Raw genomic sequence first — 25,723 nt, forward strand, 5'->3', positions numbered from 1 at the left:
GATTAAGCTCTTATAGGCACCATCTGTTACTCCCAGGTGATGCAGCACCGAGACAACCAGGGCCGGTTCGTCGAGGAAGAGGCTCCCGACGGAACCGTCGTGATCTACGATTCCGAGAACCGCCGCGCGTGGCTCCAGTCCGACGAGGCAGTCGATCTCGACCACCAGACCTGATACGTCGAAACGGCGACCTACTCCGGATAGCACGCGATTACCCACCGATACGCCGCCGCGATAGCCGCCCGCACCTACCGCTTCCGGTCTTCGTCTTCGAGAACCTGGGCCTTCTCCTCGATCTGGGCCATCTCGGATTCGAGGCCGGTGTTGCTCCCGCCGTGGGCGTACCGGACGGAGGCGTCGAGCACCGACGGGACGAACCGAGAGTCGTCGGATTCGTCCTCGTCGTCTGACTCGTCGCGTCCCAGGCGAGCACCGAGCCACTGGAGGGCACCTCGGAGCATAGTCGATTCTACGCCGCCAGACAAAATAAACGTTCAGTCGCTCGGCCGCACTGTGAACGGTGGTCAGTCCTCGCCGTGGACCAGCAGCGTGTTCAGCGCGTCCGGCACCACCAGCACGTCACTGCCGGGGTCGACGGCGTCTTCCACGGATTCCCGGGCGTGCATGAGACACTCCTCGACTACGTCGGGATGCTCGCTGTCGGTCACGTACACGTCGTGATCGCGGAGCGCCCGCGCGACGACGAACGCCCGCTGTGCGCCGGGTTCGTAGCCCGGCCGCATCGCCTCGTAGAGCGCGGCGGCGCTTTCTGCGTCGCTGAGCCAGTCGTAGAAGCGCCGTTCCCCGGCTCCCTCGCCTGCACCCTCGGGGAGTTCGGCCGGGATCACGACCCGACCGCCCTCCCGAAGGGGGTTGCGGTCGCCCAGCACCACGTAGGTCGCCGCCCGGGTCGTCTGGTAGAGGTTGGCGTCTTTCGGCGCACCGACGCCCGCGATTACGGCGTCGTAGGATCCGCTTACCGGCACCGAGAGCGCCTCGCGGCCGACCGTGGCGAGCTCCTGGACCACCGACCGCGGATCACCCGCGCTCGCGCCGAGGAATCCCGAGGGCCCGTGAGTCACGTTCAGACAGAAGTCCAGTCCGATCTCGTCGCCCGCGCGGTCGACGGCCTCGCGGAAGGGATTGTCCGCCACGCGGCCCAGCCGGACTCCATCGTTAGCCAGCATCTCGGGACCGTGGGTGTACCGGATCAGCGACTCGCTCCCCGCGCCGATGGCGACGGTCTTGGCCCCGCCGGAGAAACCCGCGTACTGGTGGGGTTCGACCATCCCCGTCGAGACCACCAGATCCGCGTCGGCGACGCGCTCGTGAACTTCGACGGGACAGTCGTCGACACTCCCGACACGCACGGTCTGGTCGGGGTCGTGGTTGATCGCGAGGTCGGCGTGTTCCCCGAGGCCCGCCTCGATCTCCGCGTCAGTCATCGGCCGGTGGAGGCCGAGACCGACGAGGACGGTGACCTGCTCGCGGGGGACGCCGGCGCGCTCCAGTTCGGAGAGCAGCACGTCCACGAGTACGTCGTCGGGCGTCGCGCGGGTCACGTCGGTCACGACGATGGTCACGATATCGTCCGGATCGGCGAGCCGGGCGAGTTCGGGGCCGTACGGGTCGGCGGCCGTGCGCTCGGCCGCGTCGCGTACGTCGACGGCCTCGCCGCCCGGTGGCTCGGCGACGGTCACGTCGCAGTCCGGGAGCGAGACCGAGATCTCGGTCTCGCCGAGCGGGAGCGTGACGGACATGACTCACCCTGTGCCGGTGAGCGAAAAGAGCCTACCGACTACCGCGCCCACTCGACCATCCGGCCGTAGACGGGGTCGGTTTCCAGCGCGTCGGCGTCACCGACGAGGACGAGCGCCTTCTTCGCCCGCGTCAGCGCGACGTTGATCCGGCGGTAGTCCTCGAAGATCGGGCCGTCGAGCGATCCGGTGGCGACGAACGAGACCACGATCACCTCCTTCGAGGACCCCTGGAACCGGTCGACCGTGTCCACGGTCACACCGGCCGGCGCGCGCTTGTTGATCTCGGCGACCTGCGCGCGGTAGGGGGCGATTACCCCGATCTCCTCGGGCGGGACGCCCGCATCCACGTAGGACTGCACCGTATCGACGACGGCCTCGGCTTCGACTGGGTTGGTGTTGCCCACTGCGCGCCCATCGGGGTCGACGAACGACACCGAGTCCCGGAGATTCGGCGGGAGCGCGTCGGTCTCGACACCCGGGAGGTCGTCGATCCGCTGGCTCGCGACCGCGCCCGTCGCGGGGCGCAACTGCCCGTCGTAGAACTCCCGGGAGGCGAACGCCTGGATGCGCTGGGACATCCGGTACTGGCGGTCGAGCATGACGCCCGCCTCGGGATACTCCTCGATGAGGCGCTCGAACAGGGAGGTCTGGAGCGGCGCGGCCGCACCCCCCTCTTCGTCGTCCGCTGCCTGCACGACCGGCGGGAGTTGCTGGTGGTCGCCGACGAGGACGCTCTTCTCGGCCAGCGAGACCGCGGCCAGCGTCGCCGGCTCGGTGAGCTGCCCCGCCTCGTCGACCAGCGCAACGTCGAACGATTGTTCGCGCATCACCGTCGAGCCACAGGATGCCGTGGTCGCCGCCACCACCGAGGCCTCCCGAAGTTCACTCGCGAGTTTTCCGGGGTCGCCGCTGTCCGGCAGGCGATACTCCTGCATGTCCGGCCGGACGCCAGTCTCGGTCCCCATCCGGACGATGTCGGTGAAACCCTGTTCTTCGAGCGCCTCGATGGCGTTGTCGACCGCGCGGTTGGTGAACGCCGTCAGCAGGACGCGCTCGCCACGCTCGACCAGCGCGCGCACGGTCCGTGCGAGCGTGTAGGTCTTCCCGGTGCCGGGCGGGCCGTGGATCAGCGCCACGTCCTCGGCCCGGACGGCGAGCGAGACCGCCTCGTTCTGGGCCGCGTTGTTGTCGATGTACGTGGTGTCGTCCTCCCCGAATTCCGGTTCGCGGCGGCCGAACAGGACCGCCTTCTTCTCGGGCGACTGCTTGAGCAGGGCGTCGTGAAGCGCGGTGAGCATCCGGTCGGTGCCGATCTCGGAGGGGTAGACGTCCAGCCGCCGCAACTCGACGGGTTCGTCCGTCGTGACGACGATCTCTTCCCCGAGTTCCTCCACTCTGGCCATCTCCGCCCGGCCGCGGACGGGGTGGCCGTCGCTGGCCAGCACCACGTCGCCCTCGCGGATCTTCGAGACCGCGCCCGTTCCCTTCGCGCGGAGTTCCCAGCGGCCGCCGTCGCGTTCGGTCTGGCCGAGCGGTTCCAGATCGATCAGCGCGCGGTCGTCGTCGGCCCGCTCCTCGCCGGATTGCCGCCAGAGCTTCGTGTACTCGCGGTGGACCGCCCGCCGCTCGGCCTCGATGGCGCGGTAGAACCGGTCGAAGTACGCGCGTTCGTCCTCGGGGATCGGACTGCCGACCTGCCCGGCCTTCGATTCCTGATCGAGGCGGCCCGAGACGGCCATGCAGGTGTCCTGCTCGAAGCAGTACTCGCACTTGGCCTCGGCCTCGAACCCCGTCGGTACGCTCATATCGTGTTCCATCGCTGCAATCTCGTTGCGCGTGCGGACGACGAACTTCAGGAGGCCGGGACCGAGCGAGAACTCCTTGGCCGGCGAGAGGTCGCCGGTCTCCTCGGTCCGCTCGACGGCGGCGTTCTTGGTGTAGAGCAGCGTTCCCGTGTCGGGGGCCTCGGCGGTGTGGTCTTCGAGGGGGTCGCCGCTTCCGTCCGCGGCGGTCTCCGGAACCCCATCCGCGACGGCCTGCTCGCCGAGCAGGAGGGCGTAACAGGCCGCCTGCATCTTGTCCTGGAAGCGCGGTTCGCGCTTGGTGTTCTTCCCGGTCTTGAGTTCGACGGGGCCGCCCCGGCGCACGGCGTCGGCCCGGCCCTTCAGGCCGTAGGTCTCGCTGACCAGCGTCTGCTCGCTTCGCCACTCGTCGTGGTCTGTCAGGGTGCCCTGCTGGAGCCACCCCTCGATGGCGCTGGCGTGGTCCCGTACCTCGGCTGCGACCGACTCGGGATCTTTGTTCAGCAGACCGAGTTCGAGGCCGGACTCGGCGACGTGGTCCTCGATGGCCGAATCGAGGTCCCGGCCCCGGAGGAGGTCGCCGAACACCTCGTGGACGATGGTCCCCTTGACGACGGGGTAGGCCAGTTCCAGCCCGGAGAGTTTGTTGAGGTAGTACATCCGGGGGCACTGCACCCACGAGCGCACGTCGGTCACGTCCACGAGGAAGCCGGGTTCGACGACGACCATCGACTCCCGCGCCGTCGAGTACTGGATCTCGCCGCGGAACTCGTCTTCCTCGGCGTTGGTCACCAGCAGTTCCATCCCGGGTTCGAGGTAGTCCGCGGTTTCGGTCCACTTCCCCCAGAGCGTGACCGTCACGGCCTCGCTCGCTCCGTCATCGGGCCGCATCCGAACCTCCGCGAGGTCGCTGGTGCCGCGGCTGGTCTCCACGGTTCTAGAGTCTCCGACTTCGACGACTGGGCCGCGGAGTTGCACGGTGAGATGGAACCGGTCGAACGGACAAAAGCCCTCCCCCTTCGCGGTCGCTACGTCGCCGACACGAACCGGGCCGTACGCTCGGCTTACGGCCGGGCGGGAGTGCCCCGCCGGGACAGTTCCACGCACGGTACACGGTGGATAACAATGGGATCCGCCCGGGTTCTCACCGACGAACGCGCTCGCGGCCTCCCGGCCCGGGCGACGCGACCTCATGAACCGGAGTCAACTCACGTCACTGATGGTGGCGCTCGCGTGTGTCGGTGCGGTCGGCGTCTCGGCGTCGACGCTCTCCTCGTCGGTGGCCGCCGACCCCTCGGACGCACTCGATCCCGACTACGAGGTGATCCCCGTCGCCGGCGGCGGCATCGCCCAGCTCGAATCCGCGATCGCGGGCAGCGGTGGGAACGCCGCGCCCGGCGGGAGCGACGGTGGGGACAGCCGCGGCGGTGATCGGGGCCCGAGCAGTCAGAACGAAGCCCAGCAGGACGACGACGGCGACGACGAACGGAACCGCGAGGACGACGGTGCGGGCGACGCCGAGGGCGGGGGCGACGGCAGCGGCGAGAACGGGGGCGGATCCGGCGGCGACGGCGGGAGCAGCGCGGGCGACGGCTTCGGTCTCGGCACGGACCGCGGCGGCCTCCTCGACCTGCTGACGTTGCTCGTCCTCGCCGCCTTGCTACTCACCACGGCGTACCTCTGCTACCGGTACCGCGACCGGTTCCGGGCGCTCTTCGCGACCGACGGCGACGACCCGTCGGCCGAGGATCCCCGACCGGTGCCCGACGGGCCACCCGCCGACGACAACCTCGTCTTCGAGGCGTGGGACGACCTGCTGTCGGATCTGGACGTGGACCGACCCGAGACGCTTACGACGCGGGAGTGTGCCGACGCGGCCGCTGCAGACGGCTTCGACCGCGAGGAGATCGAACGGCTTCGGCTGGACTTCGAGGCCGTGCGCTACGGCGGGCAACCGGTGACCGACACCCGGCGTCGTCGTGCCCGGACCGCACAGAAACGACTCGGACTCAACGGTGAGTCGCCGTGACCGGACGCCGTGTCGGCCTGCTCGTCGGTGGGCTCCTCTTCGCGCTCGCGCTCGTCGCAGTGCTGTTCGACGGGGTCGCCGCGATCGGGTCGTCGGGCTGGCTCGCCCGCCCCGGCAACGACTACCTGCTGGCCGCCGGCGTCGGCGCGGTGATCGTCCTCGCCGGCGTGGGCGTCGTCACCGCCCGCTCGCTCTCTGGGTTCGACGGCGCGACGCCGCCACAGGCCGAGGAGGTCCCGGCTGGGAGCCCCCTGGGCGAAGAGGTCGACCGCGCGATTTCGGGTGATATCGGAGTGCGAGCGCACCTGCGGGGTGACGAGCGCACGGCCGTCCGTGAGCGACTCCGCTCGGCCGTTGTAGAGACGCTCGTCCGGGCCGAGGGGTGTTCTCGCCCCGAGGCCCGTCAGCGCATCGCGCGGCGTGAGTGGACCGACGACCGCACCGCGGCGGCGTTTCTCTCCGAACAGGGACCGGGATCACTCGGAACGCGGTTGACCGACGCGCTCCCGGGCGGGTCCCGCTTCCAGCATCGGTCCGAACGAACGGTGGCCGCCGTCCTCGACCTCGCGGAGGGGGAATCGTGACGCGGACGCGTCGCACCCACCACTGGCGGGGCGTCGTCGCGGTGGCGCTGCTGGCGGCCGCGCTCGGCGTCCTCTTCAAGCGGCCGCTGATCGTACTGGCGGCGGCGGTCGGCGTCGGGTTCGCGGTGTATCCCCACCTGCGAACGCCGCCCGACGTGTCGCTGGCGGTCGACCGCCGGCTGGGCGAGCGCGACCCGTCTCCCGGCGAGTCCGTCACGGTCACCGTCACGGTCACCAACGTGGGTGAGTCGTGGCTGCCGGATCTCCGGCTGATCGACGGGGTGCCCGCGATGCTCACCGTCGTCGACGGGACGGCCCGCCACGCGGCCACGCTCAGGCCCGGCGAGTCGACCACGTTCTCCTACACCGTCGCGGCGGAACACGGCGCTCACCGGTTCCGGCCGCTGACGGCCATCGCCCGCGACGTGAGCGGCGAGCACGAGGTCGAACTGGAAGTGGAGGCCGTCGACGAGATCGAGTGTCTGCGCGCCCCCTCGGAGCCGCCCGTCGCGGGGGCGACCGACCCGTACCCGGGACAGGTGCTGACCGACGCCAGCGGCGCCGGGATCGAGTTCGACCACACCCGGGAGTACCGTCCCGGCGACGCGCGCTCCCGGATCGACTGGCGACAGCTGGCCAAGACCGGGTCGCTCACGACGCTCGAGTTCCGCCAGGAACGCAGCGTCGCGGTGACGGTCTGTGTCGACGCCAGACCGGTCGCCTACCGCGGGCGGCCCGGCGAACCACACGCCATCTCCCACTCCGTCGCGGCCGCGCGGGAACTGCTCGAAGCGATCTGGGCCCTCGACGAACGCGGCGGGCTCACGACCCTCGGGGGCTCCGACTGCTGGCTCCCGCCCGGTCGGGGATCGGCGCACGCCGACCGCGCCCGGCAACTCCTGCTCTCCCACCCGTCGCTCTCGCCGCAACCACCGGAGGACCCGTCCCCAGACGGGAGCGACGGAGCCGACGATTCCGACGACCAGTTCGACCGCCTCCGGACGCGACTGGACCGTGACGCACAGCTGTTCTTGCTCACGCCGCTCGCGGACGACGCCGTCGTCGCCTTCGCGCTGGAACTGGCCGCGACGGGGCGGAGTGTCACCGTCGTCAGCCCGGACGTGACTGGCGAGGACTCCCCGGGCGAACGGCTCGCGACGGTCGAGCGGCGAAACCGGATCGACCGGCTTCGCCGCGGCGACGTCCGGGTGGTCGACTGGGACCCGACGAACCGGCTCCGCAAGAGCGTCGCGACGGCACGAAAGCGGTGGCAACGATGACCGGCACCGAACGGACGGACGGCGGGACGGTCGCAGGGAGTGGCGAATCGCTGGCCGACGGCCACGAGACCGACCGCCCGATCCGCCGGACGGTCGACCATCGCCCGTCGAGTCTCGCGAGCGTCCTGTCGGTGGCGCTGGCCGCCTGTAGCGTTGCGCTCGTCGCGACCGGCCCCGTCCAGACCCAGTCGCTGCTGATCGTCGTGGTCGGGCTGTTCATCCTCGGTGTAGGCTACCGGAGCAGAGAGGGGCTGGTGTCGGTGGTCAGGATCGTGATCGGGCTCGCGATCGTCCTCGCGGGGATCCAGTTCGCCATCGCCGCCGACCTCGGACGGATCGGGGACGCCGAGCTGTTGCCGGGGCTCTACGGACTGACCGTCCTCGGACTGGGGTTGCTCCCGGTCCGACGAGGCTGGGAGACCAGGTTCGCCACGCTGGGCGTCACGCTGGTACTCGTCAGTGTCCTGTTCAGCGGGATCACCCGGGACGCCGGGGTCGTCGGTATCCTCGCGGCGACCGCGGCTGGCGTGGCCGCGTGGGACGCCGCGAGACACGCGATCACACTCGGGGAACAGGTCGGACGGGCGGCGGCGACGCCCCGGGCGGAACTCGTCCACGTCGCGGCGACGGGCGTCGTCGGCCTCGGGACGGTCGCGGTCGCCGTCGCCGTCTGGCGGCTCCAGGTGACCGACCTGCCACTCGTCGGGCTGGTCTTCCTGCTCGGGGCCGGCGTCGCCCTCCTGTTCTACCTCTACGACTGATCAGAGGGTTTCGGGGTCCCGGAACGTGTCGTCGACCGGCGGCGCACCGATCGCCAGTACGAGCCCCTCGTCGTCGCCGAGGTACTCGTGGCCGTGACCGACCTCCGGGCCGGCGGCGTAGGCCGATCCCGGACCGATCCGGCGGGTTTCGGGGTCCTCGGGGTCACCCAGCGTCACCTCGAACTCCCCTTCCAGCACGTAGAACACCTCTTCCTGTTCGCGGTGGGCGTGAAACGCCGTGCTGTCGCCCGATTCGTAGCGCCAGACGTTGACGTGGGTCTCGTCGAGTCCCAGGGCCGCAGTGAGTTGTTTGTGTCCGGCCGGGAACTGATCGATCCCCGCCATCTCGATCTCCGCCACCGAGTCCGTATCCACCACCTCGTACTCCATGCGTACCGGGGCCACGTCGACGGTATTCAAACCGACGGGGGACCGGGCAGGCTTTTTATTAGCGGACGGCAATGCTCGACCATGCGACGCGTTCGGCGGGCGGCCGTGGTTGGTGTGCTGGCGACGCTGCTGGTCCTCGCGGGCTGTAGCGGTCCCAGCGGCGACTTCGGCGGCGACCCGACCCCGCTCCCGACGCCGGATCTGGACGCCGACGAGGGAACACCCGAACCGCAAGCGGAGGCCTCCGCGCCCCCTTCGAGTGCCGACACCGAGGCCGGACGGAGTTTCCTCGCCGGGTTCTCCGCGTTCCCGGTTCGATCGGTAGCGACGGTCAACGACGGGTTCCGCGTCACGTACGTCTCGAACGACTCGACACTGGTGCGGGACGCGTACGTGCTCGGCCTGGCCTACGGGGGGACGGTCAACCGGACCTGGCGGAACGACTCCACCTGGGCCGCCACCCGCATGGACGCACTCGCGGTGCGGGCCAACGGGCCGGCGCTCGCCCGCTTCCGGATGCCCGCGTCCTGGCCGCTCCAGTACTTCCGCGGGACCATCTCGGCACGGACCTTCTCCGATCGGCTTCGCGCCGCGCTCGAACGGACCGACGCGGACGGACAGTTCCCCGAAACTGACGGCCGGCTCAACGGGTTCTCCGCGACTGTCGACCACACGGCAGTGAGCGTCGCCGGCGCGTCGACGCGCAACCGGACCGTCTTCCTGACCGTGGACGCGCCCGCCGGTGATCGTGAACAGTTGCGAGAAGCGGTGACCGAGGTGGTCAGGGCATACGGGAACGCCACGGCCGACTGGGAGACGGCGGCGCTGGAACTCTCGATCCGTGACCGCGACGGCGCGTTCGTCGGCTGGTACCGGGCCGACGCCGACTTCGCGGCGAACGTCTCGGCGGGCCGGGCCGACGTGACGCTGGCCGACCGGCGATTTCTCGCCGAGGACGACCGCCTCGTCGGGTGACCCGTTCCGGTGCTTTCGACACGTTCTTCGGGTGTGGAATCGAACGGTGGGGTAGCTATGCGCGTCAGAGACTGGCAGGACATCCTCGAGGACGTCGTCGAGAGCGACGCCGATCCCGGCGGCTGGCGGGCCGTGGGTGGTGACCGGGCGGGCGGCATCGGCGAGGACCTCTACATCGGCCACCCTGACGCCGACGTCTACCAGCTCAAGACCTACGCCAAGAACCCCTTCGAGGTCCACGGCGTCGGCACCCGTGTCGCCCGCCGCATCGACGAGGACCTCGACGATCTGTTCCCGAACAAGGATTCCGGCCGCTTCGGCGTGCAACAACCCATCGAGGAAGAGGAAGCCGAAGACACGGTCGGCGAACTCGAGGAAGTCCTCAAGGCCCACGCCGACGCACCGACGACGCCGGACGCGCTGTTCGACGACGTGATGGAGACCCTCGATAGCCCCGCCTTCGGCCCCGCGGACATCGAGTTCGACGACCGCCCCGACGAACTCGACGGACTCTCCGAGACCTTCGAGGAGGCCGAGGAACTGCTCGACGCCGAACTCGACGACCTCGTCGAGGACAGCGTGAGCCGCGGGTTCGAGTAGTCAGCGGTCGATCGATCGGAGGCGGTCGTACACGTCACGGAAGACGGGACAGCCGTCGCCGGTCCCCGTCTCGACGGTCACCGACTCCTCCTGCAGGCGAACCCGGCGCTGGTTCTGATTGGCTGCGGGCCACTCGGGCAGACTGCCCCCGTTCGGATCGCCCGTGGCCGCGAAGTTCGACCAGTAGCCCTGCATCCGGTCGCGGAGTTCCCAGTCGCCGGGGCCGTTGATCCCGGTCGGGAGTTTCTGCTGGGTGACGGTCGCGCCGAAGACGTAGGAGAGTTCGGCGGTGTGGTACGCGCCGGGGTCCTCCGAGAGGAGGGTGACGGGAATCGTCGGCGTGTCGTCGAAGACGTAGCGGTAGGCCGTCCCGCCCTGACTGGTGATGGCGTCGGTGACTGCCACGTCCGAGCAGAGGAAAAAGTCGTCCGTGTTCACGTCGATGTACGCCGCCTCGATGGAGTCGTAGTCGCTCACGGGGTAGGCGTCGACGAGCCGGTCCCCGAAGTCGCCGTAGATCCGCTGGAGGCGGTCGCGGTACGCCGCTTCGGACTCGGGGACGGTGTCGTCGGTGAACTCGAGGAAGAACTGGTACTCCTCGGCGTTGCCGCCCAGCAGGACCGGCACGTCGTGGAACTCGCCGTTCTCGATCGACGTCGCGGGGTGGTCCCGGACCACCTCGCCGTCGACGCCGATTATGAGTGCCGGCTGTTCGACGGGTGGCGTTTGCCCGGACGTGGCACCACTTGCGATCGCGCCCGCGACGCCGTAGGCCTCGGCCAGCGTCTCGGGATCGGTGTCGCGGAGACAGGCGAGTGTGTCGTCCCCGCAGTCCAGTTCGGCAGCCGCTTCGGTCCCCCGGGTCTCCAGTTCCGACAGGGAGTAGAGCGGTTCGTTGATGGGTCCGCTCTGACTGATGGCGCGGTGGAACAGTCCCTCCGCCTCGGGATCGGTCAACAGCGTGAGGACGGCGTGCCCGCCAGCCGATTCCCCGAAGATGGTCACGTTGTCCGGGTCGCCGCCGAACCCTTCGACGTTGCGCTGGACCCACTCCAGGCCGGCGCGGATGTCGAGGTAGCCGAAGTTGGTCGGCGTCGACGGGTTCTCGGCACTGATCTCGGGGTGGGCGAAAAAGCCCAGCGCGTTCAGCCGGTAGTTGACCGCCACGACGACCACGTCGCCGGCCTCGGCCAGCGCCCCGCCGGGGAACCGGTTGCTCCCGAAGTTGTATCCGCCGCCGTGGATCCAGTACATCACGGGCTTGTCCCCGGGTTCGGCGTCCTCGGGTGCCCAGACGTTCAGGTTGAGACAGCCGTCCTCCTCGCCGACGAATTCCCCGACGCTGTCGATCAACGTCGTCAACAGGAGCGGTTGCGGTGCGCGTGGCCCGAACTCCGTCGCGTCGCGGGTCCCGTCCCACGACGGCGCGGGCGTCTCCGGGGGCCGGAACCGCCGCTCACCCACCGGCTGGTGGGCGTACGGAATCCCCTCGAACACCTCGATCCCGTCGTCCTCGTACCCCTCGACGGTCCCGCTCTCGGTCTCGACCGTCGGACCCGAGAACCACCAGGTCGCGTTCGCGCTGCCGACGCCACTCCCCGCTCCGAACACGGACGCTCCCCCGAGCGCCCCCAGATACGTCCGTCTGTCCATTGGAAACAATATTTCGAGACACAGCTAACAGAATAAAAACTTTCGGTGCAGGAGAAACGAACGACGGGGTCGGCGGTCAGGCGAGAATCGTGCTCTCTTCGAGGAACTGGTCTTCCCACTCGCGGCGGGCTTCCAGTTCGCGACGACCCCGGTTCGTGACTGCGTAGACGTTCGTGCGCCGGTCTTTCTTCCCTTTCTCGACGAGTCCTTTCTCGACGAGGGTGTCGAGGTTGGGGTAGAGCCGGCCGTGGTGTATCTCGCCCTCGTAGTACTCTTCGAGGGCGTCCTTGATCGCCAGTCCGTGCGGTTCGTCGTACCCCGCGATGACGTACAGCAGATCGCGCTGGAATCCAGTCAGATCGTGCACACATAGCTATACCTACCTGATTAAATTAAATCTATCGGCCAGTATGAAAGAATTGGAGGAGGTCGGGGCCATGCGGGGTTTCGCGGGGCGGGGACTGCGGTCGCGCGGTGACTGTCGTGACCGGAGACTGACCAGTACGGCCAGTCTTCGAATCGGACGTGTCGCCGGGTCGGGCCGAATCCTGTGACTCAAGTCGGCCGGCGACCACCACTCTCGCATGGACGCCGCCGACACGATCCGGTCGTACTACGACGCGCTCCGGGACGGGGAGCCGCTGGGGCCGTTCTTCGCGTCCGAGCGTCCGGCGGACGACGCGATCGTCAAGTTCGGCCTCTCCGAGCGACTCGTCGGGACCGACGCCGTCCGCGAGGGGTTGCGCGAACAGACGGCAACGACAGCCGACTGGGCCGTCGACAGCCGTGCCCTTCGGGCGACAGAGCGGGAGCGTCACGCCTGGTTCAGCGACGCCGTCGAGATGGGGTGGACCGACACCGAACGCGAGATCCGGTACGAGTTCGACACGCGCTGGAGCGGCACGCTCGAACTGCGGGACGGGGACTGGCGGTTCGTCGGCATGCACGTCAGCACGGCGGGGGACCGCTGATGGTCGGTCCGGTCTCGAACGACGAGCGGGAGTCGTTCACCCGTCGCCTGCAGGTCGGGTTCGTGGTCCTCGTCGGCCTGTCGGCGGGGCTGATAACGCTCCAGGGGGATCCCACTCCAGCCGTCGTCGTCGGGGCCGTGGTGGGCGGCCTCGTCGTCGGCGTCGTACTGGTGCGGTTCGCGGTTCCCGACCCGGGCGGGTTCCGCGATCAGGACACGACCGGCCGGCTGTCGAAGTCGAACGGCCACCTCGAACGGCGGTTCGATAGCGACGAGCGAGAATCAGAATCCCGACGCGAGCGACGGAACCGCTAGCGGACCCGATCCAGCCACGCGCCCGGATCGTCGAGTTCGGTATCGGTCGGCAGGTTCTCCGGGCGCTCCCAGACCGCCGACGCGCCCTCGACGCCGCGCTCGTCGGCGACGGTCTCGAAGAACTGTTTCCCGCGTTCGTACTGGCGACGCTTCATGCCCAGTCCGAGCAGTCGACGGACGAGCATCGAGATGGGGCCCCGGCCCTGTCGGCGCTCGTCCAGTTTCCGCCGCAGGTCGGTGTACTCCCCGTCGAAGGCCCGATCCATCACGAGTTCGGCGTATCCCTCGACGGCAGTCATCGTGGTGTCGAGACTCCCCAGCGCCTCGCGGTCGAGGCTGCCCTCGCCGAGGGCGTCGACGGCCCGTTCGAGGTCGGCTTCGAGTCGGTCGGCGAGCCAGGGCGCGGCCCCGAACTCGGCGGCGTGGGAGACCTCGTGGAAGGCGATCCAGCGCCGGAAGCGTGGCTCGGGTACGTCGAGCATCGTCGCCACCCTGGCGATGTTGGGGTGGACGAAGTACAGCGCGTGCGCGTCGCTCTCGGCGAGCAAGAGCGGGTCGTACTGGCCGAGGACGTTGTTGCCGAGGAAGCCGAGCGCGATGGACATCGACCCGGTGTTGACCATGCGGGCCAGGCCCGGGATCAGGCCGACCTGATCGCCCAGCGGTGCCATCACGCGCTGGAAGGTGTCGATGTTGGCGTCGATCCAGTGGTGGCGGTTCTGGATTTCGACGGCGTCGGGGACGTCGAAGTCGATGCCGGCGACCTCGCGGATCCGACCGCGCGCCTCGCGCACGTCGTCTGCGTACCCCTCCTCCTGTTCCCGAGAGAGTGCGATAGAGCCGGGCTCGGTCGACGCTTTGGCCGCCTCGGCGACTGCCGTCCAGTCGACGGGACCCGTCCCCGAGGCTCCCGTGACCGCCTGGACGCTACGAAAGAGACCCATACGTCGGCCACGGGGTGACCAGTAAAAAGGTCTTCTCCCGTCAGTTCGGTAGTTCGATACCTTCCTGGTCTAGCTCGATCTCCTCGCCGACCTCGCTCCGGGAGACCAGCCAGGCGACGCCGACGATGGCACCCAGCGCGAGGAGGACGAACAGCTTCCCCGCCGCACCGCCCTCGGACTCGTCCTCGGCCGACGCCTCGTCCTCGTCCTCGCCGAAGAAGGGGGCCGTGTTGGAAAACGATGCCTCGTCGAGGTGAAGTTCGAACAGTGTGATGTCGGCCATACCCCACAGTCCACGCGAACCGGCTTACGGTTTGGGGAGCCGGTGGTTTTCCTCGATCTATCGGGCGTCGAAGAATACCCCGGATCGAGCGGCGTCGCCGGGTTCATATCCGACCCACCACAGGGGACGGTATGGACGACAGACGACGCGAGTTCCTCTTCGACCTGCTGGAGACGGGCGCACCGACCGGCTTCGAGACCGCCGCACAGCGGGTCTGGATCGACCACTGCTCTGACGTGGCCGACGAGGTGCGGACCGACGCCTACGGCAACGCCGTCGCGGTCCACGAGGGCGACCCCGACGCGCCGACCGTCGTCGTGACGGGCCACGGCGACGAGATCGGCTTCGTCGTCCGCCGGATCGACGACGACGGCTTCCTCCACCTCTCGCGGGTCGGCGGGACGGACAAGACGGTCTCGCGCGGCCAGCACGTCACGATCCGCACCGACGACGGTCCCGTCTCGGGCGTCATCGGTCAGACCGCGATCCACCTGCGGGACGGCGACGAGGACGAGGTGGCCGAGATCACCGAGCAGTACGTCGACGTCGGCGCCGAGGACGGCGAGGAAGCCCGGGAACTCGTCGACGTCGGCGATCCCCTGACGGTCGCCTCGGGCGTCGAGGACCTCCAGGGCTCCCGGCTCACCGGGCGCGCGATGGACAACCGCGTGGGGACGTGGAGCGCGGCGGAAGCTCTCCGGACTGCGGTCGATAACGACGTGGACGCGACGGTGAAGGCCGTCAGCACGGTTCAGGAAGAGGTCGGCGGCAACGGCGCGCAGATGATCGGCTTCGACCTCGACCCGGACGCGGCCGTCGTGGTGGACGTGACCCACGCGACGGACACGCCCGGACTCGCGGCCAAGCGCGACGTGGACGTGGCACTGGGCGAGGGGCCGTCGATCCGGCGGGGACTCCCTGACCATCCGAAACTGGTCGACGCGCTGCGGACGGTAGCGGACGACGAGGGCGTGGACGTGCAACTGGAAGCCGCGAGCAACACGACCAAGACCGACGCCAACTCGATCTTCGTCCAGCGCGGGGGCATCCCCTCGGTCAACGTCGGGATCCCGACGCGGTACATGCACACGCCGGTCGAGGTGATCGACACGGACGATCTGACCGGTGCCGTGGACGTGATCGCGGCGGTCGTCGAGCGGGCCGACGAGTTCACGCCCTACGCGGTCGATCCGACGGCCTGAGCGGGACGAGCGCGTCGTCACGCTTGGATACATCGTCGGGCCGACCGTTGAGATAGCGGTACGTTTATACGTGCGTCTGCACCCGGTTTCGGTATGAGTGGACGACCGCTGGACGTCCTCGAAGCGGCGCTGGGATCGAGCGTGACGGTCCAACTGAAAGGGGGCGAAATGTACGAGGGAGAGCTCACCGGATACGACCAGCACATGAACCTGGTCATCGAGGAAGGTGAAGACACAACGATTATACGCGGCGATAACGTCGTCTCGATTAACCCATGACGGGCGCAGGAACCCCGAGCCAGGGGAAGAAAAACACCACGACACACACGAAGTGTCGCCGGTGTGGCGAAAAGTCGTATCACACGAAAAAGAAAGTCTGTTCGTCCTGCGGATTCGGCAAATCCGCCAAGCGTCGTGACTACGCCTGGCAGGAGAAGTCGGGCGAGTAACGGACGGACACCCCACCACCCACCATGCACGAGAAGTGCGGCGTCGTCGGTGTATCGCTAGCAGACCGGGACGCCGCCCGCCCCCTCTACTACTCTCTGTACGCCCTCCAGCACCGCGGCCAGGAGTCCGCCGGCATCGTCACCCACGACGGCTTCCAGCAGCACTCCCACGTCGAGATGGGCCTCGTCGGCGACGCCTTCGAACAGGGTGACCTCGAAGACCTGAACGGCTCACACGGGATCGGCCACGTCCGGTACCCCACCGCCGGCAGCGTCAACGCGAGCTGTGCCCAGCCGTTCTCCGTATCCTTCAAGAGCGGCTCGCTCGGCCTGAGCCACAACGGCAACCTCGTCAACGCCGACGAGGTGGGCGATCAACTGGCCGAACTGGGCCACGCCTTCACCTCCGACGGCGACACGGAGGTCATCGCTCACGATCTGGCGCGGAACCTCCTCGAGGAGGACCTCGTGCGCGCGGTCAAGCGGACGATGAGCCGGATCCACGGGTCCTATTCGCTGACGATCATGCACGACGACACCGTGCTCGGCGTGCGCGACCCCGAAGGCAACCGGCCGCTCTGTATCGGCGAACTCGAAGACGGCTACGTGCTGGCCTCCGAGTCGGCGGCCATCGACACGCTCGACGGCGAGTTGATCCGTGACGTGCGGCCGGGCGAGCTCGTCGTCCTCCACAGCGACGGGACGGGCTACGACACCTACCAGCTCGTCGAACCCGAGAACACGGCCCACTGCTTCTTCGAGCACGTCTACTTCGCGCGACCCGACTCGGTGATCGACGACGAACTCGTCTACGAGGTGCGGCGGGACCTCGGACGCGCGCTCTGGGAGGAAAGCGGCATCGACAGCGACGTGGTGATGCCGGTTCCGGACTCCGGGCGTGCGTTCGCCTCGGGCTACGCCGAGGCGGCAAACGAGGACCCCGAGGCCGACGGCGTCGAGTTCGCCGAGGGGCTGATGAAGAATCGCTACGTCGGCCGAACCTTCATCATGCCGACTCAGGACGAACGCGAGCGGGCGGTGCGGCTGAAGCTCAACCCGATCAAGTCGACGGTCGAGGGCAAGACCGTGACGCTGATCGACGACTCCATCGTCCGGGGGACCACCTCGAATCAACTCGTACAGCTCCTGTACGACGCCGGAGCCGAGGAGGTCCACGTCCGGATCGGTGCGCCGCCCATCGTCGCCCCGTGTTACATGGGGATCGACATGGCCTCCCGCGAGGAGTTGATCGCGGCCGACCAGTCGGTCGACGACATCCGAGACGAGATCGGGGCCGACTCGCTGTCCTACCTCTCCATCGATTCGGTCGCCGACGCGCTCGCGAAGTCGAAAGCCGACCTCTGTCTCGGCTGTGTCACCGGGGAGTACCCCTACGATATCGAGGGCGAGGCGAAAGACCGCGACGTCGACCGGCCCGCCATCGGGACGGCTGCGAGCGCGGACGACTAGAACGGTTATCCGTTGGCGTACTCGGCCGCGAGTTCGAGCACGGGGCGGGCCTCCTCGAACCGCGGTCCCTTGACGATCTCCGAGGAGTCTCGATGCCACTCGATGAGGCCGTACGATTCGAGTTTGGGGAGGTGGACGTGATACAGTTCGACTCCGGCTGGCTCTGTGTCGCGCTCGTCCCGACTCGTCGCCGTCGGACCTGCGACTCCGTCTGACCGGGGGTTCTCGTCCAGCAGATCGATCAATACCTCCCGCCGTCGTTCGTTCGCCAGCGCTTCGTATGTCGTGTCGTTCATTGAATCACTCGGTCGGGCTGGCCCGAACGCTCGGAACTCGGGTGCTGCCGTCCCTCCCGAAATAAACAGGTACAAACACGTATAACGTTGTTGTGGACGTGAACGATCAGGTTGCGGATAACGCATCCGAGACGGGATTGCCGGGCAGATTCCACATCGACCGCTGCCGGAATGTCGCTCCTGCTGGACGTTTCCTGTGGATACAACAGACGCCTCGGCACTGAACTACGTCGAGTCCGCGTCGTCGAATTCGTCGTCGTCGTCGCGTGCTTCCGTCTCCTCGCTCCCCTGCAGGAAGAAGTGGTTGAACGGCTGGACGTGACGGCGGCGCATCATCTCGGAGCTCTCGATCTCGACGCCGAGGTCGTGGATCGTGTCGGTGATACGAGTGATGTCCTTCGAACTCGTGCCGACGGCGTCGACGAAGAGATTGCGACGGCCGGTGAGCATCTCGCGCACGTCGATGATTCCCTGAATTCCCCGGATCTGTTCGGAGTAGTGCTGGAGTTCTCTGGGCGGGGCGGTGACGACGAAGGTCAACTGGAGGGGCAGGTTGGCCGCCTCGTAGTCGATCTCGGGGTGATAGCCGCGGATGATGCCGTCGTCTTCCAGCCGTTCGATGCGGTTGCGGACGGTGCTCGCGGAGACGCCTGCGGTGTCGGCGATCTCCTGTGCCGTCGTGTTTCGCGCGTCCTGCTGGAGGAGATAGAGGATACTCCGGTCGATATCGTCCAGCTCGCGCCCCATGGCTATCTCTGTCGCCGTGAAGCCGGAAAAGCTGATTCCCGGCGTCCCTAGGAGTGGGTTCGTGGTGGTCACCAACAGGAGGCCGGACGGGTTCGGATCGCAGGTGTAGCGACAGTGTCGTCGCTCAGAACAGCACGTACAGCAGCAGGTAGACGACGGTCCCGAGGGCGAAGGAGACGAGCCACAGCGTCGCGGCCACGCGGCCGACCCGTGGATGGTTCGTCCCCGAGAGTTCACTGGTGGGTCGGGTCAGCGCCAGCAAGAGGACATAAAAGAGAAGCGGGATACAGACGATGGCGAGTAGCATGTGGATCCCGAGGATCGGGAGGTAGACGAACTGCTCGACGGCGGCCGGACCCGGGAAGCCGGAGGGACCTTCGAGGGTCACCCGGTAGAGATAGAGTCCGAGGAAGGTGGCGAACAGGACGAGGCCGGCGAGCATGGCGTTGCGGTGACGCGTGACCCGCCCGCGGCGGATCGCGCGCCAGCCGGCGAGGATGACGAATATGGCGAGGACGCTCACGGCGGCGTTGACGTGGGGGATGGCCGCGAGCACCCACTCGGGGGCCCGGGGGAGTGCGGCCCGGGGGATCCAGCCGAGGACGGCACCGAACACCAGCGCGAGCGCCACGGCGGTCAACAGGCCGGTCAACTCGGGAACGCGGTCTCGCGCGCGCAGTTCCATGGCCGGCGATACGGACCGAATCGGGATGGGCGTTTCCGTTCGGGCTGGGGCCGGCGAGAGAACGAGGCTCAGGCGTAGGGTTCCGGCCGCTCGCCGAGCGTGAGCTGGACGGTGGTCCGGCTCCCGTCGCGGATGACTTCTACGGGGATGGTGTCGCCCGGACTGGTCACCAGCGCGAGATAGGTCGAGAGTTCCTCCTGACTCCGGATCGGCTGGTCACCCATCCGGACCACCACGTCACCGCCGGTCGGTACCCGGACCCCGTTGATGGTCGCGGTTCCACTCGACCCCTGGAGGACGTCCTCTGCGGGACCGTTCGGACGGACGCTGTCGATGTAGACCCCGTCGGCGTCCGAGAGTCCCTCGGCCTCGGCGAGCAGCGGCGTGACGCTGGTGAGGGTGACCCCCATGAACGAGTGCTCGTAGTCGCCGGTCTCGATCAGCGACGGGACGACCCGTTCCATCAGCGCGGCCGAGATGGCGAAGCCGATGTTGTCGCCGCCGCCGGAGTTGATGACGCCCGCGACCTCGCCGTCGAGGGTCACGAGCGGCCCGCCGCTGTTGCCGGGGTTGACCGGCGCGTCCGTCTGGATCGCATCCGGGATCCGGAAGTTGTTGCGCGCGGGCAGGGACCGGTCGACGCCGCTGACCGCGCCGGTCGTCATCGAACCGGTGTAGCCGAGCGGGTTTCCGATCGCGATAACTGGCTGGCCGATGGCGATTTCGCCTCCGATGAGCGAGAGCGGCGTCGCCGAATCGGGGACGTCCGGGACGTCGAGGACGGCGAGGTCGCTGTAGGCGTCCGTGCCGACGACCTCGGCGGTTCGCCACTGGCCGTCGGTGAACTGGACCCGGATGTCGTCGAAGACGGTGCCCGGTTCGAGGACGGCTCCCTGTGTGTCCGTCACGACGTGCTCGTTGGTGACGATATAGCGGCCGTCGCCGTAGACGAACCCGGATCCTTCGCCCACGCGGCCGCGCGAGTTCGCGTAGACCCGGATCAGAACGACGGAGTCGATGGTCTCTCTGTACACGTCGGTGTAGACTGACCGTGACTCGGGCGTCGAGTTCAGCAACTCCGTCCCGTCCGGATTCGAGACGTTTCCCGACGACGTGTCCGATCTCGGCGTGTTACAGCCAGCGACACCGGCGGCGACGCCGGTCGCAGCCGCCAGCAACCGCCGCCGCGTCAACTGCTCGCTACCCATACGGGGTCGTTAGGAGCGGGGTGGATAAAGACCGGCGGTCCACTCGGCGACCGCTACCGTCGCGACTCCGTGGTGTCGTACGAGTGAGGGAGGAAGTGGGGTGGGGGTGGGGACGAAGGGGCGAAAGTAGGGTGGGTGTGGGGTGGGTGGGGTGGGTAGGTGGTGGGTTCAGTACGCCACCACTGTGCCAGCAACTGTTACTCTGGAGTCGGGAGTGATAAACGTACCTGAGCAATTATCTCTATTGAGAACAGGACGGGTCGTGTGGGGGGTCGGTACCGATCGCAGTCCGATAGCGGGCCGGTGTGACTGGAAATATCGGCCCGTATTCGGCGAAAATTACCGCCACACCGAAACGAGCCCGCCTCGGACCGTGTATTCCCCCCAATCTATTTCTTGACTTGCGGTCATACGAGGAACAAGGATGGTTCGCGAATACGTGGTGTTGTTGGGTGCCTGCCAGTACGGCGTGATCGAGCGATGAGTCAGGAATCACCGGTCGTCCTCGTCGTGGACGACAACAGGGCTATCGCGAACACCTATACCGCGTTTCTCTCGGACGAGTACGACGTCCGGACCGCGTACAACGGCAAAGAGGCGCTCGACGAACTCGGCGAGAGCGTCGACGTCGTGCTGCTGGACCGGCGCATGCCCGAAGTGTCCGGCGACGCCGTCCTCGAAGAGATCGAGTCCCGCCAGCTCGACTGCCGGGTGGTCATGCTGACCGCCGTCGATCCGGACTTCGACATCATCGACATGGGCTTCGACGAGTACCTCGTCAAACCCATCGAGCGCGAGGAACTGAACGAAGTCGTCGCGGAGATGCTCGAACGCGCGACCTACGACGACGACTTCCGCCGGTTCCTCGCACTGGTCTCGAAGAAGGCGACACTGGAAACGGAGAAATCCAGTGCGGAACTGGAGGCCAGCGAGGAGTACACCCAGATCAAACAGCGCCTCGCCGACCGCCGCGAGCAGGTCGGCGTCGACATGTCCGACCTCGAAGAGAGCTTCTCGGACGTGTCCGGCACCATCAAAGTGACCGAGATGAACGCCTCGAACGACCGGGACGTACCCGACATCCCCGGTATCGACGAGGACGAGGCCGAGTAACCGCTCTCGGTAGCCCAGGGTCGTAGTTCAGTCGGTCATCGCCGGGATCTCGTCGCCCGAGGACCCGTCGTCGCGGTCCCCACGGGGGAAGTTGTCGATCGTATCCTCGCGGAACGCATCCTCGTCGAACTCGTAGTCGTCGTCGAGGAAGTCCAGTAGCGTGTGCGTGTCCCGCATCGCGTTCTTGAGGCAGGTCGAGGCACCCGGTGAGGGCGTGATGTTGAAGATGACGTCGTCGCCGACGATCTTGGCCTCACCCATGTCGAGGGACTTCTCGCTCGTGTCGACGATCTGGGGCCGGACGCCGCCGTACCCCTCCGCGCGCTCGATGTCGTCGAGTTCGGCGTTCGGGACGACCTTCTGAACCTGTGGGAGGAACTGCCGACGACCGATCTCGGGCAGGTCGTACACGAGGTTCCGGAGGACGTACGGCAGCAGGATCCGATCCGAGAGGATGTTGGCGTAGCTGAGGAACGCGGACGCGTTCAGGCCGAACACGTCGAGGAAGTCGCCGACCGTCGAGAGGCGGCCCCGCTCAAGCGTCGGGACGAGTTTCGCGGTCGGGCCGAATCGCGTGACGCTCGAATCGTGCACGTCGGCGTCCCCGTGGACCGCCGCGAACGGGAGCTTCTTCATCTGGAGGGTGTACACCTTCCCGTTCAGGAAGTCATCGGCGAGGAAAAAGGAGCCCGCGACGGGGAGCAGGACCTTGTCCTCGCCGTAGCCGAGTTCCTTCGCCATCTGGAGGCTGTGTGAGCCGGCGGCGACGACGGTCGCGTCGGCGTCGAAGCGGCCGTCGTCCGTTTCGATCGTGTAGCCGTCCGTCGTCGGGGTGATGTCCGTGACTTCCGTCCCGGTGTGGACGTCGACGCCCGATTCCTCTTTGGCTTCCTCGACGAAGGACTGGGCCGTCATCCCGTAGTCGACGACGTACCCGTCGGGCGTCTGGAGCGCGAGCATCTCGGTGTCGGGGTCCCGGCCCGCGACGACGTTGGGTTCGATCTCCGCGATCTCGTCGCGGCCGATCGGCTGGAGTTTCGGATAGAGGTCGCCGAAGCCCTCGTCGTAGTACCGGTCTCGCAGGGAGTCGACCTCCTCGTCGCCGACGCCGAGCACCATCTTGCTCCGTTTGGAATGCATCTCGCGGTCGGCGTCGTAGTTCTCCAGGTAGCCCGCGAGCAGTTCAGCGCCTTCCTTGACCTCTTCGGCCTTTTCGAGGGTGTAGTTGGTCTCGATGTCGCCGAAGTGGAGGGTCTGGGAGTTGTTGGACCGGTGGGAGTTGATCGCAGCGATCTCCGACTCCTTCTCGATCAGCGCGATCGAGTCGATGTCGGTGAACTTCGCCGTCGTGTACAGGAGCGATGCACCACTGATTCCGCCGCCGACGATAACCAGATCGTAGTTGCCAGACATGTATGGCCGTCGTACCCACGTCGACACTCACCACGGATAACTGGCTCCTTTTCGATCAGGTATCGACGACCACCGAAATAGAATTTCGACGGCAGGAGACGCCTCAGCCGAACTCGATAGCCGTCGCTCACCAGGTAGCTTCGAGAGGAATATGCGTGGATGCAGTCCCAAGGGGAGTGCACCCGCACTCGTTCCGGCGGCATCGCCGCCGAAGTTTGCGGGCAGAGCCCGCAGATGAGTGCGTGGGACCGGATTTGAACTTCCGTCACGTCGCTTCGCTCGTGACGGCGTTCGCGGTCGAGGCCTCACTACGTTCGGCTCGCACCGCTCACCGGCGGACCCCTCCGGGACAGCGCCCGCAACGCTGCGCCGTTGGCATTCTTGACAACAGAGAAACCCAGCTATCGCTCACCTATTTGCTCCGAAAGGAATTTGCGTGGATGCAGTCCCAAGGGGAGTGCACCCGCACTCGTTCCGGCGGCATCGCCGCCGAAGTTTGCGGGCAGAGCCCGCAGATGAGTGCGTGGGACCGGATTTGAACCGGCGGACCCCTACGGGACAGCGCCCTCAACGCTGCGCCGTTGGCCTGGCTTGGCTACCCACGCACCGTGTGTCTGTCTGCACTCAATCGGTATCCGTGGCCGGATAAAAGGGCTTTCGTTTGCCGACGGCGAGTCCGGTCGACCAGTCACCGATCCGAGGAGTAGTCGCGAGTAGGTCAGTGTCGGAAACGGACCTTTCAAATACGGGGCAGCTATTACCGCCCGTATGGCCAAATACTCGACCGGCGGCGCGGGCGGAAACGCCGGCGGGAACTGCGAACTCTGCGGCGCGGAGGACGCGGACCTCCGCACGGCGAACGTCGCCGGGGCCCGACTCGAAGTCTGTGCCGACTGTGCACAGCACGGCGACGACACGAGCGACAGTTCCGACGACGACAGCAGAAGCGACAGCGACCGCAAGCGCCGCGCGGCCCAGAACACCGCCCGCATCGACGACGCACGCACGGGGGACTCCACCCACTGGGAGGAAGGCGGCACCGACTACGAGGACGACCAGCTACCCTACCTCGTCACCGACTACGGCAAGCGCCTCACCAGCGCTCGCCAGGACGCCGGCCTCCAGCTCGAAGAACTCGCCGAGGAACTCGACATCGACGAATCCGACCTGCTCGCCGTCGAACAGGGCCGCGCCACCCAGGCCGGCGTCGGCGGCTCCGTCATCTCCAAACTCGAAGATCGACTCGACGTCGACCTCGCCGAATCCTGATCGGCCGCCTGCGATCCGGCGGTCCCGTTCGTTTTTGTCCCACGCCTCCCAGATAGCGGTATGCACCTCTCGCCCGAACAGGAAGCGATCCGGGACACCGTCCGGGAGTTCGCCGAGGAAGAGATCCGCCCCGTCGCGCGCGAAGCCGACGAAACCGGCGAGTTCCCCGAAGACGTGTGGGACGGCCTGGCCGACCTCGATCTGACTGGCCTGACCGTCCCCGAAGAGTACGGCGGCTACGACGCCGACCGGGTGACCTACGCCGTCGTCAACGAGGCCGTCGCGTACGGCACGCTGGCGGTCGCGACCGCCCTGTCGGTCCACTGCCTCGCCACCTCCTGTATCCGTCAGTTCGGCAGCGAATCCCTCCGCGAGGAGTACCTTCCCGAGATGGTCGACGGTCGACCCGTCGGCGCGTTCGCGCTCTCGGAACCCGGCGCTGGTTCGAACCCGGCGGAGATGACGACCGAGGCCCGCCGCGACGGCGACGAGTACGTCATCGACGGCACCAAGCAGTGGATCACCAACGGCGAGCGCTCGGGCGTTGTCGTCCTGTTCGCCAAGACCGACCGTGACGATCCTGGAAGTGTGACGCAGTTTCTCGTCCCCAAGGACACCGACGGCCTCTCCGTCGGAAAGAAAGAGGACAAGCTGGGCCTGCGCGCGAGCGACACGACGACGCTTGAGTTCGACGGCGCGCGGATCCCCGCCGAGTACCGCCTGACCGAGGAGGGACGGGGGCTCTCGGCCGCGCTGTCGATCCTGACCGGCGGACGCATCGGCATCGCCGCCCAGTCGGTCGGGCTGGCGCAGGCGGCGCTGGACGCGGCGGTCGACTACGCGGGCGAGCGCGAGCAGTTCGACCAGCCCATCGGCGACTTCCAGGCGATCCGGCACAAACTCGCGGAGATGCAGACGACTGTGCAGGCGGGTCGCCTGCTGACACTCGACGCCGCGCGGCGCGCCGACGCGGGTGACGAAGTACGCTCGGCCGCGGCCATGGCCAAGTACTTCGCCAGCGAGGGGGCCGTCGACGTGACCGGCGAGGCCGTCCAGATCCACGGTGGCTACGGCTACACAAAAGACTTCGACGTGGAGCGGTTCTACCGCGACGCGAAGGTGACGACCATCTACGAGGGGACGACCGAGATTCAGAAGGACGTGATCGCCCGCGAACTGCTCTAGTCGCGGGCGCGTTTGCGAGCGTCCAGATATCCCAGTAGACCGACGACGTTGACTATCGGCATGGCCGAGACGTGAACCCAGATCTCGTCTACGTCCTCGCGGCCACGCGTGTCGAGGTACACAACGAGCGGGATCAGGAGTTCGACGGCGAAGAAGACGAGCGCCGCGAGCCGAAGCGACCGGTCGTACGGCGAGGCCGGCGTCTCGATCCCGACGAACGTGCCGGCGACGATCCCGAACAGCACGAGGAGCGCCCCGAGCTCCCACACCAGAAAGATCCGGAGGACCTGCGCGTCGGACTCGTTCATTCCGTTCGGTCCGTGGGTTCGCCGGGCCGGCC

General features: G+C 67.6%; 30 protein-coding genes and 1 tRNA gene. 16 read left to right on the forward strand and 15 right to left on the reverse strand.

The genetic code is table 11. From position 1 onward, the window contains the following. The first annotated feature begins 39 nt into the window (after positions 1–39). Complete coding sequence (locus tag BV210_RS20740) at positions 40–174, forward strand: hypothetical protein (RefSeq protein ID WP_256385549.1); 135 nt, start codon at positions 40–42, stop codon at positions 172–174. A 74-nt stretch (positions 175–248) separates the two neighbouring features. On the opposite strand, the gene BV210_RS01550 is transcribed toward BV210_RS20740, so the two are convergent. From BV210_RS01550 to BV210_RS01560, 3 genes are all read right to left on the reverse strand, one after another. After that, positions 249–461 carry a hypothetical protein gene (locus tag BV210_RS01550; RefSeq protein WP_077204942.1) on the reverse strand — a complete coding sequence of 71 codons (213 nt, stop codon included), beginning with the start codon at positions 459–461 and terminating at the stop codon, positions 249–251. Positions 462–524: 63 nt separating this feature from the next. Beyond that, positions 525–1,760 carry a lactate racemase domain-containing protein gene (locus tag BV210_RS01555; RefSeq protein ID WP_077204943.1) on the reverse strand — a complete coding sequence of 412 codons (1,236 nt, stop codon included), beginning with the start codon at positions 1,758–1,760 and terminating at the stop codon, positions 525–527. A gap of 38 nt (positions 1,761–1,798) precedes the next feature. Next, positions 1,799–4,540, reverse strand: coding sequence for an AAA domain-containing protein (locus BV210_RS01560; protein ID WP_077204944.1), 2,742 nt, complete (start codon positions 4,538–4,540; stop codon positions 1,799–1,801). Positions 4,541–4,754: 214 nt separating this feature from the next. On the opposite strand from BV210_RS01560, the gene BV210_RS01565 reads away from it, so the two are divergent. The 4 genes from BV210_RS01565 to BV210_RS01580 are packed head-to-tail and all read left to right on the forward strand — an operon-like array spanning position 4,755 to position 8,216. Continuing rightward, on the forward strand, positions 4,755–5,591 hold the full coding sequence (locus tag BV210_RS01565; RefSeq protein ID WP_084802539.1) for a DUF4129 domain-containing protein: 837 nt from the start codon (positions 4,755–4,757) through the stop codon (positions 5,589–5,591). Next, a complete protein-coding gene (locus BV210_RS01570) occupies positions 5,588–6,175 on the forward strand; it encodes a hypothetical protein (RefSeq protein WP_077204946.1) in 588 nt (195 codons plus the stop codon). Before BV210_RS01565 ends, BV210_RS01570 begins: the two co-directional genes overlap by 4 nt. Continuing rightward, entirely contained in the window at positions 6,172–7,455 is a 1,284-nt protein-coding gene (locus BV210_RS01575; protein ID WP_077204947.1) for a DUF58 domain-containing protein, read from the forward strand. The genes BV210_RS01570 and BV210_RS01575 overlap by 4 nt, the downstream gene beginning before the upstream one ends. After that, positions 7,452–8,216, forward strand: a complete 765-nt coding sequence (locus BV210_RS01580) for a hypothetical protein (RefSeq protein WP_077204948.1) — start codon at positions 7,452–7,454, stop codon at positions 8,214–8,216. Before BV210_RS01575 ends, BV210_RS01580 begins: the two co-directional genes overlap by 4 nt. Here the strand turns inward: BV210_RS01580 and BV210_RS01585 are convergent, their stop codons facing one another. Then, entirely contained in the window at positions 8,217–8,606 is a 390-nt protein-coding gene (locus BV210_RS01585; protein WP_077204949.1) for a cupin domain-containing protein, read from the reverse strand. Positions 8,607–8,687: 81 nt separating this feature from the next. Between BV210_RS01585 and BV210_RS01590 the strand changes: the two genes are divergently transcribed. After that, the gene (locus BV210_RS01590) at positions 8,688–9,581 is read left to right on the forward strand and encodes a hypothetical protein (RefSeq protein ID WP_077204950.1); all 894 of its coding nucleotides are present in this window, start codon (positions 8,688–8,690) and stop codon (positions 9,579–9,581) included. A gap of 57 nt (positions 9,582–9,638) precedes the next feature. Further along, on the forward strand, positions 9,639–10,181 hold the full coding sequence (locus BV210_RS01595) for a hypothetical protein (RefSeq protein ID WP_077204951.1): 543 nt from the start codon (positions 9,639–9,641) through the stop codon (positions 10,179–10,181). Here the strand turns inward: BV210_RS01595 and BV210_RS01600 are convergent, their stop codons facing one another. Together BV210_RS01600 and BV210_RS01605 are read right to left on the reverse strand one after the other, a co-directional pair. After that, the gene (locus BV210_RS01600) at positions 10,182–11,834 is read right to left on the reverse strand and encodes a carboxylesterase/lipase family protein (RefSeq protein ID WP_077204952.1); all 1,653 of its coding nucleotides are present in this window, start codon (positions 11,832–11,834) and stop codon (positions 10,182–10,184) included. 76 nt (positions 11,835–11,910) lie between these two features. Next, positions 11,911–12,201, reverse strand: a complete 291-nt coding sequence (locus BV210_RS01605) for a PadR family transcriptional regulator (protein WP_077204953.1) — start codon at positions 12,199–12,201, stop codon at positions 11,911–11,913. Positions 12,202–12,418: 217 nt separating this feature from the next. Between BV210_RS01605 and BV210_RS01610 the strand changes: the two genes are divergently transcribed. Then, the gene (locus tag BV210_RS01610) at positions 12,419–12,805 is read left to right on the forward strand and encodes a nuclear transport factor 2 family protein (protein WP_077204954.1); all 387 of its coding nucleotides are present in this window, start codon (positions 12,419–12,421) and stop codon (positions 12,803–12,805) included. Continuing rightward, on the forward strand, positions 12,805–13,119 hold the full coding sequence (locus BV210_RS20540) for a hypothetical protein (protein ID WP_077204955.1): 315 nt from the start codon (positions 12,805–12,807) through the stop codon (positions 13,117–13,119). The genes BV210_RS01610 and BV210_RS20540 overlap by 1 nt, the downstream gene beginning before the upstream one ends. On the opposite strand, the gene BV210_RS01620 is transcribed toward BV210_RS20540, so the two are convergent. Together BV210_RS01620 and BV210_RS01625 are read right to left on the reverse strand one after the other, a co-directional pair. Then, positions 13,116–14,063 (reverse strand): zinc-dependent metalloprotease, encoded by a 948-nt coding sequence (locus BV210_RS01620; protein WP_077204956.1) that lies wholly within the window; start codon positions 14,061–14,063, stop codon positions 13,116–13,118. The genes BV210_RS20540 and BV210_RS01620 overlap by 4 nt on opposite strands. A 40-nt stretch (positions 14,064–14,103) precedes the next feature. Further along, positions 14,104–14,346, reverse strand: a complete 243-nt coding sequence (locus tag BV210_RS01625) for a hypothetical protein (protein WP_077204957.1) — start codon at positions 14,344–14,346, stop codon at positions 14,104–14,106. 131 nt (positions 14,347–14,477) lie between these two features. On the opposite strand from BV210_RS01625, the gene BV210_RS01630 reads away from it, so the two are divergent. The 4 genes from BV210_RS01630 (at position 14,478) to purF (ending at position 17,467) form a co-directional block, all read left to right on the forward strand. Beyond that, positions 14,478–15,548, forward strand: coding sequence for a M20/M25/M40 family metallo-hydrolase (locus tag BV210_RS01630; protein WP_077204958.1), 1,071 nt, complete (start codon positions 14,478–14,480; stop codon positions 15,546–15,548). Positions 15,549–15,641: 93 nt separating this feature from the next. Then, positions 15,642–15,827: an LSM domain-containing protein gene (locus tag BV210_RS01635; RefSeq protein ID WP_077204959.1), complete on the forward strand. Its 186-nt coding sequence runs from the start codon at positions 15,642–15,644 to the stop codon at positions 15,825–15,827. After that, positions 15,824–15,997, forward strand: a complete 174-nt coding sequence (locus BV210_RS01640) for a 50S ribosomal protein L37e (protein ID WP_077204960.1) — start codon at positions 15,824–15,826, stop codon at positions 15,995–15,997. The genes BV210_RS01635 and BV210_RS01640 overlap by 4 nt, the downstream gene beginning before the upstream one ends. Before the next feature lie 24 nt (positions 15,998–16,021). Continuing rightward, the gene (gene purF, locus BV210_RS01645; protein WP_077204961.1) at positions 16,022–17,467 is read left to right on the forward strand and encodes an amidophosphoribosyltransferase; all 1,446 of its coding nucleotides are present in this window, start codon (positions 16,022–16,024) and stop codon (positions 17,465–17,467) included. Between the two features lie 5 nt (positions 17,468–17,472). On the opposite strand, the gene BV210_RS01650 is transcribed toward purF, so the two are convergent. From BV210_RS01650 to BV210_RS01665, 4 genes are all read right to left on the reverse strand, one after another. Next, positions 17,473–17,763, reverse strand: a complete 291-nt coding sequence (locus BV210_RS01650; protein ID WP_077204962.1) for a hypothetical protein — start codon at positions 17,761–17,763, stop codon at positions 17,473–17,475. 225 nt (positions 17,764–17,988) lie between these two features. After that, on the reverse strand, positions 17,989–18,510 hold the full coding sequence (locus tag BV210_RS01655) for an Lrp/AsnC family transcriptional regulator (RefSeq protein WP_077204963.1): 522 nt from the start codon (positions 18,508–18,510) through the stop codon (positions 17,989–17,991). Positions 18,511–18,634: 124 nt separating this feature from the next. Then, positions 18,635–19,195: a DUF420 domain-containing protein gene (locus BV210_RS01660; RefSeq protein ID WP_077204964.1), complete on the reverse strand. Its 561-nt coding sequence runs from the start codon at positions 19,193–19,195 to the stop codon at positions 18,635–18,637. Positions 19,196–19,263: 68 nt separating this feature from the next. Beyond that, the gene (locus tag BV210_RS01665) at positions 19,264–20,403 is read right to left on the reverse strand and encodes a S1C family serine protease (protein WP_077204965.1); all 1,140 of its coding nucleotides are present in this window, start codon (positions 20,401–20,403) and stop codon (positions 19,264–19,266) included. Between the two features lie 480 nt (positions 20,404–20,883). Here BV210_RS01665 and BV210_RS01670 point away from each other — a divergent pair, with 480 nt between their 5' ends. Further along, the gene (locus BV210_RS01670; protein ID WP_077204966.1) at positions 20,884–21,516 is read left to right on the forward strand and encodes a response regulator; all 633 of its coding nucleotides are present in this window, start codon (positions 20,884–20,886) and stop codon (positions 21,514–21,516) included. A gap of 27 nt (positions 21,517–21,543) precedes the next feature. Here BV210_RS01670 and BV210_RS01675 read toward each other — a convergent pair whose 3' ends face one another. Next, entirely contained in the window at positions 21,544–22,929 is a 1,386-nt protein-coding gene (locus BV210_RS01675) for an FAD-dependent oxidoreductase (RefSeq protein WP_077204967.1), read from the reverse strand. A 520-nt stretch (positions 22,930–23,449) separates the two neighbouring features. Further along, positions 23,450–23,534: transfer RNA gene (locus tag BV210_RS01680), tRNA-Leu, on the reverse strand. A gap of 163 nt (positions 23,535–23,697) precedes the next feature. Here BV210_RS01680 and BV210_RS01685 point away from each other — a divergent pair. Continuing rightward, the gene (locus BV210_RS01685; protein WP_077204968.1) at positions 23,698–24,198 is read left to right on the forward strand and encodes a multiprotein-bridging factor 1 family protein; all 501 of its coding nucleotides are present in this window, start codon (positions 23,698–23,700) and stop codon (positions 24,196–24,198) included. A 60-nt stretch (positions 24,199–24,258) separates the two neighbouring features. Next, positions 24,259–25,383: an acyl-CoA dehydrogenase family protein gene (locus tag BV210_RS01690; RefSeq protein WP_077204969.1), complete on the forward strand. Its 1,125-nt coding sequence runs from the start codon at positions 24,259–24,261 to the stop codon at positions 25,381–25,383. Here BV210_RS01690 and BV210_RS01695 read toward each other — a convergent pair. Continuing rightward, complete coding sequence (locus tag BV210_RS01695) at positions 25,380–25,691, reverse strand: hypothetical protein (protein WP_077204970.1); 312 nt, start codon at positions 25,689–25,691, stop codon at positions 25,380–25,382. The two genes, BV210_RS01690 and BV210_RS01695, sit on opposite strands and share 4 nt — an antisense overlap. Positions 25,692–25,723: the final 32 nt, after the last annotated feature.

Source organism: Halorientalis sp. IM1011 (assembly GCF_001989615.1).
Taxonomy (GTDB): domain Archaea; phylum Halobacteriota; class Halobacteria; order Halobacteriales; family Haloarculaceae; genus Halorientalis.